Here is a 14,891-nt window from a genome sequence, read left to right as displayed (position 1 = left end):
GCTTGCTCCCGCTGGGCTGCGCAGCAGCCCCAAGACAGGGCCGCTTCGCGACCCAGCGGGAGCAAGCTCCCTCGCCACAGGATGACTGCTCGGCTTCATTTCGCTTAGCTGACTGGCATGGGTCTGTGGGCCGTCGTCGCACACTGAAAAGTTGTGCAGTACCCCGCGTTTTGGCGAAGTAAGCGGAACCGCCATCACCGCGAAAGGTCAAGTGTTCAGGCAGTCGATTTCAGGCGTTACCCCGCCTGCTGCCCACTTCCCTAGTCATGAGAGGGCTATTTTTGTCTACATCTAACGAGTTGATCAGTGCAAAAGCCGCCATCGGTATCGAGGGTCTGGACGATATCCTTACCGGTGGTTTGTCCCGCGGCCATGTGTTCCTGCTTGAGGGGGAACCGGGGACCGGAAAGACCACGGTCGCGCTGCATTTTCTGTTGGCTGGCGCCAAGGCCGGCGAGCGCTCGTTGTACATCACGCTCTCGGAAACCGAGCGTGAACTGCGTCAGGGCGCGGCCTCCCACGGGTGGACCCTGGACGACAACATCCATATTTTCGAGCTGACCCCGCCCGAAAGCCTGCTCAATGCCGAGCACCAGCAAAGCCTGCTGTATTCCTCGGACCTGGAGCTGGGCGAAGCGACCCGGCAGATCTTCGAAGTGGTCGAACGGTTCAAGCCGACCCGTGTAGTGCTCGACAGCCTGTCGGAGATTCGTCTGCTGGCGCAAAGCTCCCTGCGCTACCGTCGCCAGATCCTGGCGATCAAGCATTATTTCGTGCGCTACGACGCCACGGTCCTGTTGCTCGACGATTTGACCACCGAATCCCTGGACAAAACCGTGCACAGCGTCGCCCATGGGGTGATTCGCCTGGAAGAACTGACCCCCAACTATGGCGCCGAACGGCGACGGATCCGGGTGGTCAAGTATCGCGGACAGAAATACCGCGGCGGTTACCACGACTTCACCATCATGGGCGACGGCGTGCACGTGTTCCCGCGCCTGGTGGCCGCCGAACACCGCGGTCAGTACCTGCGCCAGCAGCTCTCCAGCGGCATCGCCGAGATGGACCTGCTGCTGGGCGGCGGCATCGAGACCGGCTCCAGCACGTTGATCCTGGGCCCGGCGGGGACCGGCAAGTCGCTGATCGCGCTGATTTTCGCCGCAGCCGCCGTGCATCGTGGCGAGAAGGCCGCGCTGTTCATCTTCGACGAAGAGCTGGGCTTGTTGTTCGAGCGCATGAAAAACATCGGCATCGACCTGCAGGCCTTGCAAAAAACCGGCAACCTGCTGATCGAACAGGTGGACGCCGCTGAGCTGTCCCCCGGCGAGTTCTCCCACCGCGTGCGGCGCTGCGTCGATGAAGGCGATATCAAGACCGTTGTCATCGACAGCATCAACGGCTACCAGGCGGCGATGCCGGAAGAGAACGCCCTGGTGCTGCACATGCATGAATTGTTGCTCTATCTCAACCGCAAGGGCGCGGCGACCTTCATGACCGTCGCCCAGCACGGCCTGGTCGGTGACATGCAGGCCCCGGTGGACATCACCTATCTGGCCGACACGGTGATTCTGTTGCGTTATTTCGAAGCACTGGGCAAGGTACGCCGGGCCATTTCCATCATCAAGAAACGCACCGGCAGCCACGAATCGACCATCCGCGAATACCGCATCAGCGGCGCGGGCATGACCATTGGCGAACCGCTGGAAGCGTTCCAAGGTGTCTTGCGAGGGGTCCCCACTTACATGGGCGAGAGTAACCCGCTGCTCAAGGATGAACACCGGTGACGCTGGCCGAGCCCTTGTCCGAGCGGGCGCTGATCCTCGCGCCGCTGGGACGGGACAGCCAAATCGCCTTGATGATCCTCAATGAGGCCGGTTTTGCCGGCCTCATCTGCCGCCATCTGGGCCATTTATGCGAAGAGTTGGAAAGCGGTGCCGGCCTGCTGGTGATCTCGTCGGAGGCCTTGGTCGGACCTGACCTGGAAACGCTGTTCCTGCAAATCGAGCAGCAGCCTGCCTGGTCCGACCTGCCCATTGTGTTGCTGACCCACCACGGCGGTCCGGAACAGAACCCGGCGGCGCGGATCGGTACGCAGTTGGGCAACGTGACGTTCCTGGAGCGTCCTTTCCACCCCGTCACCCTGATCAGCCTGGTCACCACCGCCCTGCGCGGGCGTCGAAGGCAGTACGAAGCCCTCGACCGCCTGATCGACCTCAGCAACAGCGAATTGCGCCTGCAAACCACCCTCGAAACCCTCGAACAGCAGGTGGAAGAACGTACCGCCCAGTTGCGCCACAACGAAGAAGCCCTGCGCCAGTCGCAGAAAATGGAAGCGGTCGGCCAACTGACCGGCGGCATCGCCCACGACTTCAACAACATGCTCACCGGGATCATCGGCAGCCTCGAACTACTGCGTCGACGCCTGGCCCGGGGCCGTACCGAGGATCTGGACAGCCTGATCGACCTGGGCGTGACCTCGGCCAACCGCGCCGCCGGCCTGACACATCGCCTGCTGGCGTTCTCCCGGCGGCAATCGCTGGACTCCAAGGCGGTCCAGATGAATACCCTGGTGCTGTCCATGGGCGAACTGTTGCAGCGCAGCCTCAACGAAAGCATTCGCCTGGACATGCAGCTGGACGAACAGCTCTGGGTCGCCGAAGCCGACCCCAATCAACTGGAAAGCGCCCTGCTCAACCTGGTGCTCAACGCCCGGGATGCCATGCCCAACGGCGGAGACCTGGTGGTGCAGACTCGCAATCAGCATCTGGATGCCGACTTCACCGAGGCCTACCCCAACCTCGCCTCTGGCGACTATGTGGTGCTGAGTGTGCAGGACACCGGTTGCGGCATGCCCGAAGCGGTGATCGGCCGCGCTTTCGACCCATTCTTCACCACCAAGCCGATCGGCCAGGGCACTGGACTGGGCCTGTCGATGATCTATGGCTTCAGCAAGCAATCCCGTGGCCATGTGACCATCGACAGCGAAGTCGACAAAGGCACCACCGTGAACCTTTACCTGCCACGCTTCGTCGGTGAAGAAATACACGAGCCCCAGATCGCCGCCCAGCACGCGCCATATGCGCAGGATGGCGAGACCGTGCTGATCGTCGAGGACGATCCGGCGGTGCGGGTGCTGGTGAGCGCGGTGTTGAGTGAACTGGGCTATGCCTTTGTGGAAGCGGCCGACGCCAACGGCGCGTTGCCGATCCTCCAGTCAAGCCAGCGCATCGACCTGCTGATCAGCGACGTTGGCCTGCCCGGCATGAATGGTCGACAACTGGCGGAGATCGGCCGGCAGATCCGTCCGGACCTGCGGGTGCTGTTCATCACCGGCTATGCCGAGCATGCGGCGGTGCGCGGCGGCTTCCTTGACCCGGGAATGCAGATGATCACCAAGCCGTTCACGTTTGATTTGTTGACGGCGAAGGTGCGGGAGATGATCGAGGTTCCTTGATTTGTGGGATACCCATGGACTCCAAGGGATGCCTCTGATTCTGTGGGAGCAAAGCTTGCTCGCGATGAAGTCGCCTCGGTTTCAGAAAGACCGAGTAGCCCTCATCGCGGGCAAGCCTTGCTCCCACAAAGGCCGCGGCCAATCCAAACCATACTTTCGAGATCTACGACAACATCGACTGCATGATGCGCTGCAGCTCATCCAAGTCGAACGGCTTGTCCAGGATCGGCGCCTTGCGGGTGATGGGGCTATCGGTGTCGCGCACTTCCTGCGCGTAGCCACTGATGAAGATCACCTTCAGCTCGGGACGCAACTTGACTGCGGGTTCGGCAATCTGAACCCCAGAGATACCGCCCGGCAGGCGGAAGTCGGTAATCATCATGTCCAGATGCGGCTTGCTCGCCAGGATCTCGAACGCCTGGGCGCCGCTTTCGGCTTGCAGCACCCGGTATCCCTCGCCCGACAGGTAGGCCGACAGCACCATCAGGATCGACGGGTCATCCTCGACGATCAATACAACATCTTGCGCATCTTCACTCATGAGAAGCCTTTGTTCGATCAATAGCTGCTGATACGACCTTGGGGTCTCTCAGAGGTTGCGTCTGTTCGGCGGTTTTGTCCAAGACAGTTTTCTGCAAGGGCAGGCAAACACGAAACAACGCCCCTTCGTTGAGCCGACTGTCGACCGTGATCGTCCCGCCATGGGCCGTGACGATCTGCTCGGAAATGAACAACCCCAACCCCAGGCCCGAGGCAGCCGCCTTGGACGATACGCGCTCGAACTGCTGGAAGATACGCTTCTGGTTTTCCTCGCTGATGCCGATGCCGTGGTCCTGGACTTCGATACAAGCGTGCTCGGAGGTCTTGTAGACGCGCACTTCGATCGGTCCCTTGCCGCCGTAGCGCAGGGCATTGGTCAACAGGTTCGAGACCACCTGCTCGATACGAAACTCATCCCAAAGCCCCTCCACCGCAGGTTCAGCCATGCAACTCAACGAGCACTCGGCTATGGCGATCTGCGGCTGGAAGTTGCGCAGCAGGTTTTCTACCAATGCCGTCAGGTTGAAGCGGGTTGGCCGGATCGAGAGCTTGCCGGTACGAATCCTCGACACATCCAGCATGTCCTCGATCAGCCGGATCAGACTCTTGATCTGACGCTCGTCCCGTTCGACCATCGCGCGCACCTTGTCCAGGCTGAAGGCGGCGGCGTTGTCCCGGGCCAGGTGCATCTTGCGCAGTTGGGTCTCGAGAATGAGGCCATTGAGGGGCGTGCGTACCTCATGGGCGACAATCGACATGAAGTCGTCTCGCATGCGCACCGCCTGCTCCAGTTCGCCACGGGTGGCCTCAAGCTGCTGCAACAGGACCTCTTGCTCGCGACGACTCTGCTCGAGGGCCACGACTTGCTCCCTCATGGCCTTTCGTTGGCGATACAACTCGACGAATACATTGACCTTGCTCTTGACCGCCTGGGTGTCCAACGGCTTGTGCAGGAAGTCCACCGCGCCGTTTTCATAACCGGTGAAGGCATAGTTGCGCTCACGGCCGGCGGCGCTGACGAAAATGATCGGGATGCTGCGGGTCTTTTCCGTGCCGCGCATCAACTCGGCCAGCCCGAAACCGTTCATCTCCGGCATCTGCACATCGATGATGGCCAGGGCAAAGTCGTGTTGCAGCAGCAGGGACAGCGCTTCGTCCGCCGACAGGGCCTTGAAGACCTCGCGGTCGTCTCCCCTGATCAACGCTTCCAGGGCCAACAGATTCTCAGGCAGATCGTCGACGATCAGCAGTTTGGCTTGAATATCTCTTGGCATGTGGTTCATTCCAGCCCGGCCAGCAATTGGCCGATGCCTTGCAAAGTAAGGATATGGTCGGGCTCGTGCAGGGCCAGCGCCGCTTCGGGCATGGTCGAGACCTGGGCTTCCTCGGGATCCTGGACGACTGTGGTCCCGCCCAGGGCCTTGATCTTCGCCAGGCCCCGGGCGCCATCGTCGTTGGCACCGGTCAGCAGCACGCCCAGCAACTTCTCGCCGTAGACATCGGCAGCCGATTCGAACAGCACGTCGATGGACGGTCGCGAATGGTGTACGGGTGCCTCCAGGCTCAACGACAGGCTACGGTCGGCCTCGACCGACAGGTGATAACCGGGCGTGGCGACGTACAAGGTGCCCGGGACGATGTCCTGCTTGTCCCGGGCTTCTTCTACCGGCACCGCCAGGCGATGGCCGAACACAGGGGCCAACTGGCTGTCGCGCTCATCCGGCAAATGCAACACCACCAGGACGGGCACGCCGAAACCTTTGCGCAGGTGTGCAAACACCCTGAGCAAGGCTTCGACACCGCCGGCTGATGCGCCGACGACAATGGCCTCGATGGGCGGCCTGGATCTGTCCTTCGTCTGGTTCATAACTTGCGATAGATCCGTTCCTGTTTGACCAACGGCTCGAATCGATGGCCGTAAGCCGAAAAATCCAATGTCTCCTTACTGCCCAACACCAGGAAACCACGGTGACAGAGGGACTCATGGAACAGTCCAAACGCACGATCTTGCAGTTTTTTATTGAAATATATCAATACATTGCGGCACGAAATTAATTGGGTTTCCGAGAAAACACTGTCGGTCGCCAGGCTGTGATCGGCAAAGGTCACGTTCTCGCACAGGGTTTTGTCGAACATCGCATAATCGTAGGCGGCGGTGTAGTAATCGGCAAATGACCGCCGCCCTCCGGCGTTCTGGTAGTTCTGGGTATAGGTGCGCACGCTTTCCAGGGAGAAGATCCCCTGCTTGGCTTTTTCCAGCGAGCGCGGATTGATGTCGGTGGCGTAGATGAACGTGCGGTCCAGCAGGCCTTCCTCACGCAGCAGGATCGCCATGGAGTAGACCTCCTCCCCCGTGCTGCAGCCGGCGATCCAGATCTTGATCGAGGGGTAGGTCCTGAGCAGCGGCACGATTTCCTCGCGGATCGCCAGGAAATGCGAGGGGTCGCGAAACATCTCGCTGACAGGTATCGTCAACAGTTGCAGCAACTGCATGAACGCGCCCGGGTCATGCAATACGCGCTCCTGCAAGGCGGAAATGGTCTTGCACTCGAACTGGCTCAACGCATGGTGGACCCGGCGCTTGATGGAAGCGCCGGAATAATCGCGAAAATCGTAGCTGTACTTGAGGTAGATGGCTTCGATCAACAAACGCAGTTCAATGTCAGTGTCACGGTCCACTAAATTCTTTCCATATTCGGCAACCACACGCGAATCAGCGAGAACAGACGATCCAGATCGATCGGCTTGGCCAGGTAGTCGTTGGAACCCGCCGCCAGGCAGCGCTCCTGATCATCCTTCATGGCCTTGGCCGTCACGGCGATGATGGGCAGCTTGCGCCAGCGTGGGTCCTTGCGGATCAGCGCGGTGGCCTCGAAACCGTCCATCTCCGGCATCATCACATCCATCAGCACCAGATCGATGTCGTCGAACTCATTCAGGCGATCGATCGCCTCCAAACCGTTGCGGCCGATGACCACGATCGCCCCTTTCGCCTCCAGGGCGCTGGTCAGGGCAAAGATATTGCGCACATCGTCGTCCACCAGCAGCACCTTGCGGCCTTCGAACACCTTGTCGCGGCTACGGGCGGTCTTGAGCATCCGCTGCCGTTCATGGGACAACCGGGATTCGACTTTGTGCAGAAAGAGTGTCACTTCGTCCAGCAGACGCTCTGGCGAACGGGCGCCCTTGATGATGATCGAGCGTGAATACTTGCGCAGTTCGGCTTCCTCGTCCCGGGTCAGGTTGCGCCCGGTGTAGACGATCACCGGCGGGAACGAACAGATGTCTTCGCTGGACATACGCTTGAGCAGGTCGTTGCCGAGCATGTCCGGCAATTTAAGGTCGATGATCATGCAGTCGTAGACGTTGGTGCGCAGCAGGTCCAGGGCTTGCTGAGCCAGGCCAACGGCGGTGATCTCAATGTCATCGTCGCCGATCAGGCGAGTAATGCTGTCACGTTGCAGGTCATCGTCCTCCACCAGCAGCACTCGCTTGACCTTCTGGGTCAGCTTGGCCTCCAGGCGGGCGAACACGTCCTTGAGCTCTTCGCGGGTGGTCGGCTTGACGGCATAACCGATGGCGCCCATGTGCATGGCGGCTTCGACCCGGTCTTCGACGGAAATCACGTGCACGGGGATGTGCCGGGTTTGGGCCTGCTCCTTGAGCCGCTGCAGCACCGTCAGACCGGAATGGTCCGGCAGGCGCATGTCCAGCAGGATCGCGTCGGGGGCCAGTTGCAACGCCAGGTCGAAGCCTTCGTCGGCGCCGTGGGCCACCAGGCACTGGTAACCGAGTTCATGGGCCAGGTCGAACAGGATGCGGGCAAACTTCGGTTCGTCCTCGATCACCAGGATGCAGCGGGTTTCGAACGGTGCCTTGTCGCGGTCGTCGGCGAATCGGGCAATCGGCATGTCCACTTCGGCAATCAGCGGCACGGGTGCGGCCTTGGGTGCAACGGGCGCTGGCGCGGTGGCTGTCGGGGTAAAGGTCATCGGCTCCAGCGGCGTGTCCCCGGGCTCGACGTAACGTTCCGGCAAGACCAGCGTAAACACGCTGCCCTGCCCCGGCTCGCTGGATACCGAGATCGAGCCGCCCAGCAACGTGGCCAGGTCCCGGGAAATCGACAAGCCCAGGCCCGTGCCGCCGTAGCGACGGTTGGTGGTGCCATCGGCCTGGCGGAACGCTTCGAAGATACTTTGCTGCTGGTCGGCGGCGATGCCGATTCCAGAGTCGCGCACCATGAATGCAATGCCCGAGCCCGGCTGCCCGGCCACCGACAGGCTGACGGAGCCTTGTTCGGTGAACTTCACGGCATTGGACAGCAGGTTCTTGATCACCTGCTCCAAGCGCTGGCGGTCGGTGTAGAGCATCGCCGGCGCATCAGGCTGCACGTGCACCTCGAAACCCAGGCCCTTGTCAGCCGCCAACGGCTCGAACATATCCCGCAACCCTTCCACCAGACGTTGCACGCTGGTGTTTTCCGGGCGCACTTCCAGTTTTCCGGCCTCGACCTTGGAGATGTCGAGAATGTCGTTGATCAGGTTCAGCAGGTCATTGCCGGCGGAGTAGATCGACTCGGCAAACTTGACCTGCTCCTCGCTGAGGTTTTGTTGCGGATTCTCCGCCAGCAGCTTGGACAGGATCAGCGAGCTGTTGAGGGGCGTGCGCAGCTCGTGGGACATGTTGGCCAGGAATTCGGATTTGTACTTGCTCGAACGCTGCAGCTCTTCGGCGCGCTCCTCCAATTGGATCTGGGCCAGGTTCAGCTCGCTGTTCTTCTGGTCCATGGCGTCGCGTTGCTCGGCCAATTGCTCATTGGTCTGCTCCAGCTCCTGTTGCTGGGCTTCCAGGTGGGCCTGGGATTCCTTGAGGATGCGCGACTGTTCTTCCAGCTCTTCGTTGGCGGTCTTGAGTTCTTCCTGCTGGACTTGCAGTTCCTCGTTCAACTGCTGGGTTTCGGCCAGCACTTCCTGCAAGCGTTGACGATAACGGGCGGCCTCGATGGAAGTGCCAATATTGCCGGCGATCAGCTCCAGCAGCTCGACGTCTCGCTCGGTCAACGGCCGCAGGAACCCCAGTTCGACGACACCGTTGATCCGGTCATCGTCACTTGTAGGCACCACCAATACGCTGTTGGGCAGGCCCTGTCCCAATCCGGAGCTGACTTTCAAGTAGTCGTCCGGCACGTCGTCCAGGCGGATGAGGCGCCCCTGTTGCACGGCCTGGCCCGCGATGCCTTCACCGGCGACGATCACCTGCTGTTGTTCTTCATCCTCCCGGGACAGGCCGTAGGCGGCGACGCGCCGGAGGACACCATTTTCTTCACGTACATAAAGAGCCGCGACAGCGACGTCCAGGTATTTCGCACAGAACTGCAGGATGTTGCGACCCAGCAGGTTCAGCGACAGTTGTCCCAGGACTTGCTCGGCCAGTTGCGTCTGGCCATTGCGCAGCCAGGCCTGCTTCTCCAGGTGCAAAGCGCTGCGTTGCTGGACCTTCAGGCTGGCGCTGTAGCTTTCGGACAAGTTCAACAGGTCACGGCGACCGACGTAGGCTAACAGCCCGCTGACCGCGGCGACGAACAACAGGTAAAGGGCAATGCTCCAGACCGTCGTGGTGCGCACATCCTCGTTGCGCGCGGCTCGCAATTGCTGTTCAGTCTCGACGACCTCTTCGAAGGACTGGCGAATCTCGTCGGTCAGGCGCTTGCCGCGCCCGGCCTTCACCGCACCCCGATAATCGCCACTGGTGCGTTGCAGGTCGATCATGCCCTGGGCGTAATTGGCCCACTCCGTCTGGAGTGCCTGGATTTTATGCAGGCGGTCGACCTGGACCGGGTTGTCGGCTGTCAATTCCAGCAAAGTGTCCAGCGCCACGGCGATCCGTGGCTTGGCCACCTCGTAGGGGTCGAGGAAGTGCTCGTCGCCACTCAACAGGTAACCGCGCATGCCGGTTTCCAAGTCCACACTCAGCTTGAGCGCTTCGTTGGCATTATTGATCACCCTGTCGGTATGGCCGACCCATTGGATCACCGACAGCAGGTACGTGATAAGGATGATGAAAAACACCGCGCTGAGCGCGCCCATGCCCAGCGGCAGGCTGATATTGCGGCTCAGGAGTTTGCGAAAACTTTGTTCGTCAACCGAAGACGAAGGAGTCATGAAAAGGGCCTTGGTGGACAGTTGAAAACCGTGGAGTGTGCCCGAAAAACCGCGCTTGGATCCACATTTTCTGACGAGTCAAAGGCGCAGATCCCGCGACGGCCTGCCTTGTAGCAAGGAAGCGACTATCCTTGTCAGCTCTTGTACTATAGATCCTTTCTTGTACAACCTAGGGAACTTGTGCTGCTTCGGCACTTACTCATGAACGAGGCCGTTTCTTTTCTTACTCCTTCCCGTTTCCATCTTTCGAGAATGTATTTATGTCCACCGCCAATGCCGCCACCCAGTCCACCATCCTGGTAGTCGAAGACGACGACATCGTGCGGATGTTGATCGTCGACGTGCTGGAGGAACTGGAATACAAGGTGTTGGAGGCGGACGGTTGCGAGCAGGCGCTGGCGTTTTTGCACAACGACGAGCAAACCATTGCCCTGATGATGACCGACGTCGGCCTGCCGGTGATGGACGGACGGGAATTGGCCAAGCAGGCTCGACTTGTTCGGCCGCAACTGCCGGTGCTGTTTGCCAGCGGTTATGCCGAAAGCATCGATGTACCTGAAGGTATGTCGGTGATCGGCAAGCCCTTCTCCATCGATCAGTTGCGGGACAAGGTCAAACGCATTCTTTCTTGAGCCGGCTCGCATTCTTGGTCACTATCGGCGCCCCGCGCGCCGATGGCGCCTGATTCGTACCAAGGAACTCCCCGCTCATGCATCACCCCACCGCCACCAAGGTCCTGGTTATCGGCTATGTCTGGCCCGAGCCACGCTCATCGGCTGCCAGTGGGCACGTCATGCAGATCCTCGACACCTTCCTCGGCCAAGGCTGGGACATCACCTTCAGCAGCCCGGCCGGCCCCGGCGAGCAGCGTGCCGACCTGGTGGCGCTGGGCATCCGCGAAGTGCCCATCGAACTCAATAGCAGCAGCTTCGACGCGTTCATTCAGGAATTGGCGCCGGACATCGTGCTGTTCGACCAGTTCATGATGGAAGAACAGTTTGGCTGGCGGGTCGAGAAACACTGCCCCGGCGCCCTGCGGGTGCTGGAGACGTCAGATTTGCAAAGCCTGCGCCACGCCCGACATCAGCGCCTGAAGGAGCGCCTGAAGCGCGATGAGGCGAGCGAGGACTTCAGCGACCTCTTCGCCCCGGCTTTGGACGAGGAATTCCAACGCATGGCCGATACCGACCTGGCCAAGCGGGAAATCGCCGCCCTGTACCGCTGCGACCTCAACCTGATGGTGTCCGAGGTTGAAATCGAACTGTTGGTGGAGCACTTCAAGCTGCCCCGCAATCTGCTGCACTGGTGCCCGTTGATGCTGGACCTGCCCAGCGACCCGCCGGTGCCGTTCGCGGACCGGGCGCATTTCCTGAGCATCGGCAACTTTCGCCACGCGCCGAACTGGGACGCCGTGCTATGGATGAAAAACGCCATCTGGCCGCTGATTCGCCAGCAATTGCCCGGCGCGCAATTGCATCTGTACGGCGCCTACACCCCGCCCAAGGCCGCCGCGCTACACAATCCGGCCCAAGGCTTTCACATCATGAACTGGGCCGAGGACGCGTTGCAGGTCATGTCGGCCGCACGCATCTGCCTGGCGCCGTTGCGTTTCGGCGCCGGGATCAAAGGCAAGCTGATCGACGCCATGCTCTGCGGCACCCCCAACGTCACCACGCCCGTGGGAGCCGAAGCCATGCACGGCGACCTGCCCTGGCCCGGGTCGATTGCCCAGAGTGCCGAAGACATCGCCCGCGCCGCCGTGCAGTTATATAGTGACCAGGCACGTTGGACCCAGGCCCAGGATGCAGGCCTGGCATTGCTGGCGAGCCGCTACCGGCAACAGGTGCATGGGCCGGCGCTGATTGACAGTATCGATGCTTGCAGGACGGACCTGGCGCAACGACGCCGGGACAATTTCACCGGCAGCATGCTGCGTCACCACCAGCATAAAAGCACCCAATACATGTCCCAGTGGATCGAAGAAAAAAACCGCAACGGTTAGACACCAGGGTGGCACCTGCCTGGCGAAGGGGGCATTATTCAGCGGCGATAACAATAAAAGCGCCAGGCCCATGACCCGAACAGCCAGAGTCACCGACCCCTCCTACGAGTTGATGGACGACCATAACGGGCTGTCCATCATCTACCGCCAGCACGGTTTCCCCTGCCCGCTGGTGCGCTGGCATTTCCATAAGGAATACGAGCTGCACTTGATCGTCGCCAGTTCCGGCAAGGTGTTCATCGGCGACTACATCGGCAACTTCTACCCCCAGTCATTGTTCCTCACCGGCCCCAACCTGCCCCACAACTGGATCAGCCAGGTGGCCGAGGACGAAGTGGTGCCAAAGCGCGACATGCTGGTGAACTTCACCGACGAGTTGTTCGAAAGCGGCCACCAGGTATTCGCCGAACTCAAGACGGTCGCGCCATTGCTCGAACGCGCCCAATACGGCATCGAGTTCCGTTGCAAGCGCACCATCCGCCAGGCCATGACCCTGATGCAGCGCATCGCCGACTCCCAGGGCATGAGCCGCCTGGGGTACTTTTTCATCCTGATGGAGCTGCTGGCCGCCACGGATGACTACCAGTTGCTGTCCGGCGCGACCGCCCCGCAAACGGCGGACGAACACAGCATCGACCGCACCAACCGTGCGGTGGACTACATTTTTGCCCATTACGCCCGGGAACTGCCCCTGGAAGAAGTCGCCGAGCACCTGGGCATGAAACCCACCTATTTCAGCCGGGTGTTCAAACAGGCCACGGGCCGTTGCTTCATCGAATTCGTCAATCGCCTGCGCATCAGCAAATCCTGCGAGCTGCTGGCCGACGGCGACAAACCGGTGACGGACGTGTGCTTTGAATCGGGCTTCAACAACATCTCCAATTTCAACCGGCGCTTCCAGCAGCTCAAGGGCATGACCCCGTCCCACTACCGGCGGCTGGCAGTGCAGCGGTTGACTGAGCAGAATCAGGGCTGACAGCCCCGGACTATCCTTGTGGCGGGGATTTATGTGGGAGCAAGGCTTGCCCGCGACATAGGCGCCTCGGTTCCCCGGAAGACCGCGTCAACTTCATCGCGGGCAAGCCTTGCTCCCACAAAGCAGGGATAAATCCCCTAACCACAAAGAAACTCCCATCGCCCCAATCCCCATCAAGTGCAAAAAAGTATCAGCACAAGTGCGACGGATGATTTGTCACGCCGTCCATTGAAGGCTGTAATCAGCGCACATTCTTCCCTTCATCCGGAAGACACAAAAACAATAACTGTCCTTCTGCAGCCTTCGGGCGCGGAAAAGGAGTGCGCGATGAAACCTTCGGTAAAAGTTCTGCTTGTCTCCACCTGCATGACCCTCAGCAGCGTCAGCTTCGGCGCAGAGACCCTCACCATTGCCACCGTCAACAACAGCGACATGATCCGTATGCAAAAGCTCTCGAAAACCTTCGAGGCCGAGCATCCGGACATCAAGCTCAATTGGGTGGTGCTTGAAGAAAACGTGCTGCGCCAACGCCTGACTACCGACATCGCCACCCAAGGCGGACAATTCGACGTGCTGACCATTGGCATGTACGAAGCCGCACTCTGGGGTGCCAAGGGTTGGCTGGAGCCCATGAAGGACCTGCCGGCCGCCTACGACCTCGACGATGTCTTCCCTTCCGTGCGCGATGGTTTGTCGGTCAAAGGCTCGCTGTACGCCCTGCCGTTTTATGCCGAAAGCTCGATCACCTACTACCGCACGGACCTGTTCAAGAATGCCGGGCTGACCATGCCCGAACACCCGACCTGGACCCAGATCGGTGAGTTCGCCGAAAAACTCACCGACAAATCCAAGGAACAATATGGCCTGTGCCTGCGGGGCAAGGCCGGTTGGGGCGAGAACATGGCGCTGATCACCACCCTGGCCAACGGCTTTGGCGCGCGCTGGTTCGATGAGAAGTGGCAGCCGCAATTCAATGGGCCGGAGTGGAAAGATGCCCTGAACTTCTACGTCGACAACATGAAGAAATCCGGCCCGCCGGGCGCTTCCAGCAACGGTTTCAACGAAAACCTCGCGCTGTTCAACAGCGGCAAGTGCGCCATTTGGGTGGATGCCAGCGTCGCCGGTTCGTTCGTGACCGACAAGACCCAGAGCAAAGTGGCCGATCACGTCGGATTCACCTTCGCCCCCCACGAGAAAACCGACAAAGGCACTTCATGGATGTACTCCTGGTCCCTGGCCATCCCGACCAGTTCCAAAGCCAAGGAAGCGGCCAAGGTCTTTACCACTTGGGCGACGTCGAAAGAGTACAACCAATTGGTCGCCAAGACCGACGGCATTGCCAACGTACCACCGGGCACCCGTACCTCGACCTACAGCGACGAGTACATGAAGGCCGCGCCGTTTGCCAAAGTGACGCTGGAGTCGTTGAAAGTCGCCGACCCGAAAGCCCCGACCCTCAAGCCTGTGCCTTACATCGGCATTCAGTTGGTGACCATCCCCGAATTCCAGGCCATCGGCACCCAGGTGGGCAAGTTCTTCTCAGGCGCGCTGACCGGCCAGCAGACCGTGGACCAGGCGTTGACCGCCGCGCAGTCCACCACCGAACGCGAGATGAAACGCGCTGGGTATCCCAAGTAATCCACTCGTCAATGTGGGAGCGAGCCTGCTCGCGATGAGGCCGGCACATTCAACATCTATGTTGCCTGCCCCTCCGCTATCGCGAGCAGGCTCGCTCCCACAATGGATTTTTGTAGACCT

Annotated in this window: 11 protein-coding genes; 6 read left to right on the top strand and 5 right to left on the bottom strand. The window is 60.4% G+C overall.

The window, feature by feature from the left end; translation table 11 throughout:
• Nucleotides 1-281 precede the first annotated feature (281 nt).
• The gene (locus J3361_RS26920; RefSeq protein ID WP_207967102.1) at nt 282-1,784 is read left to right on the top strand and encodes an ATPase domain-containing protein; all 1,503 of its coding nucleotides are present in this window, start codon (nt 282-284) and stop codon (nt 1,782-1,784) included.
• Entirely contained in the window at nt 1,781-3,454 is a 1,674-nt protein-coding gene (locus J3361_RS26915) for a response regulator (RefSeq protein ID WP_207967101.1), read from the top strand. Before J3361_RS26920 ends, J3361_RS26915 begins: the two co-directional genes overlap by 4 nt.
• Before the next feature lie 163 nt (nt 3,455-3,617).
• Here J3361_RS26915 and J3361_RS26910 read toward each other — a convergent pair whose 3' ends face one another.
• Genes J3361_RS26910 through J3361_RS26890 form a run of 5 tightly spaced genes read right to left on the bottom strand, consistent with a single transcriptional unit; the run spans nt 3,618 to nt 10,155 of the window.
• A complete protein-coding gene (locus J3361_RS26910; RefSeq protein WP_207967100.1) occupies nt 3,618-3,995 on the bottom strand; it encodes a response regulator in 378 nt (125 codons plus the stop codon).
• On the bottom strand, nt 3,988-5,268 hold the full coding sequence (locus J3361_RS26905) for a hybrid sensor histidine kinase/response regulator (protein ID WP_207967099.1): 1,281 nt from the start codon (nt 5,266-5,268) through the stop codon (nt 3,988-3,990). The genes J3361_RS26910 and J3361_RS26905 overlap by 8 nt, the downstream gene beginning before the upstream one ends.
• A gap of 5 nt (nt 5,269-5,273) precedes the next feature.
• Nucleotides 5,274-5,861 (bottom strand): chemotaxis protein CheB, encoded by a 588-nt coding sequence (locus J3361_RS26900; RefSeq protein WP_207967098.1) that lies wholly within the window; start codon nt 5,859-5,861, stop codon nt 5,274-5,276.
• The gene (locus J3361_RS26895; RefSeq protein WP_207967097.1) at nt 5,858-6,673 is read right to left on the bottom strand and encodes a protein-glutamate O-methyltransferase CheR; all 816 of its coding nucleotides are present in this window, start codon (nt 6,671-6,673) and stop codon (nt 5,858-5,860) included. Before J3361_RS26895 ends, J3361_RS26900 begins: the two co-directional genes overlap by 4 nt.
• A complete protein-coding gene (locus J3361_RS26890) occupies nt 6,673-10,155 on the bottom strand; it encodes a response regulator (RefSeq protein ID WP_207967096.1) in 3,483 nt (1,160 codons plus the stop codon). The genes J3361_RS26895 and J3361_RS26890 overlap by 1 nt, the downstream gene beginning before the upstream one ends.
• 260 nt (nt 10,156-10,415) lie before the next feature.
• On the opposite strand from J3361_RS26890, the gene J3361_RS26885 reads away from it, so the two are divergent.
• The 4 genes from J3361_RS26885 to J3361_RS26870 all read left to right on the top strand — a co-directional run bounded on the left by J3361_RS26885 (nt 10,416) and on the right by J3361_RS26870 (nt 14,771).
• Nucleotides 10,416-10,787, top strand: a complete 372-nt coding sequence (locus tag J3361_RS26885) for a response regulator (RefSeq protein ID WP_207967095.1) — start codon at nt 10,416-10,418, stop codon at nt 10,785-10,787.
• A gap of 77 nt (nt 10,788-10,864) precedes the next feature.
• Nucleotides 10,865-12,157, top strand: a complete 1,293-nt coding sequence (locus tag J3361_RS26880; RefSeq protein ID WP_207967094.1) for a glycosyltransferase — start codon at nt 10,865-10,867, stop codon at nt 12,155-12,157.
• A 70-nt stretch (nt 12,158-12,227) separates the two neighbouring features.
• On the top strand, nt 12,228-13,133 hold the full coding sequence (locus J3361_RS26875; RefSeq protein ID WP_207967093.1) for an AraC family transcriptional regulator: 906 nt from the start codon (nt 12,228-12,230) through the stop codon (nt 13,131-13,133).
• Between the two features lie 327 nt (nt 13,134-13,460).
• Entirely contained in the window at nt 13,461-14,771 is a 1,311-nt protein-coding gene (locus tag J3361_RS26870; RefSeq protein ID WP_207967092.1) for a sugar ABC transporter substrate-binding protein, read from the top strand.
• The last annotated feature ends 120 nt before the right edge of the window (nt 14,772-14,891 follow it).

It is taken from the genome of Pseudomonas sp. OA65, assembly GCF_017498305.1.
In the GTDB taxonomy this organism is placed as follows: Bacteria; Pseudomonadota; Gammaproteobacteria; order Pseudomonadales; family Pseudomonadaceae; genus Aquipseudomonas; species Aquipseudomonas zanjanensis.
This window is presented reverse-complemented; position numbering and strand designations above follow the sequence as displayed.

Excerpts from the sequence above, each read along its gene's own strand:
- J3361_RS26900 (WP_207967098.1), bottom strand. The coding sequence starts at position 5,861 with ATGAACCAGACGAAGGACAGATCCAGGCCGCCCATCGAGGCCATTGTC.
- J3361_RS26880 (WP_207967094.1), top strand. The coding sequence starts at position 10,865 with ATGCATCACCCCACCGCCACCAAGGTCCTGGTTATCGGCTATGTCTGG.
- J3361_RS26905 (WP_207967099.1), bottom strand. The coding sequence starts at position 5,268 with ATGCCAAGAGATATTCAAGCCAAACTGCTGATCGTCGACGATCTGCCT.
- J3361_RS26870 (WP_207967092.1), top strand. The coding sequence starts at position 13,461 with ATGAAACCTTCGGTAAAAGTTCTGCTTGTCTCCACCTGCATGACCCTC.
- J3361_RS26910 (WP_207967100.1), bottom strand. The coding sequence starts at position 3,995 with ATGAGTGAAGATGCGCAAGATGTTGTATTGATCGTCGAGGATGACCCG.
- J3361_RS26885 (WP_207967095.1), top strand. The coding sequence starts at position 10,416 with ATGTCCACCGCCAATGCCGCCACCCAGTCCACCATCCTGGTAGTCGAA.
- J3361_RS26890 (WP_207967096.1), bottom strand. The coding sequence starts at position 10,155 with ATGACTCCTTCGTCTTCGGTTGACGAACAAAGTTTTCGCAAACTCCTG.
- J3361_RS26875 (WP_207967093.1), top strand. The coding sequence starts at position 12,228 with ATGACCCGAACAGCCAGAGTCACCGACCCCTCCTACGAGTTGATGGAC.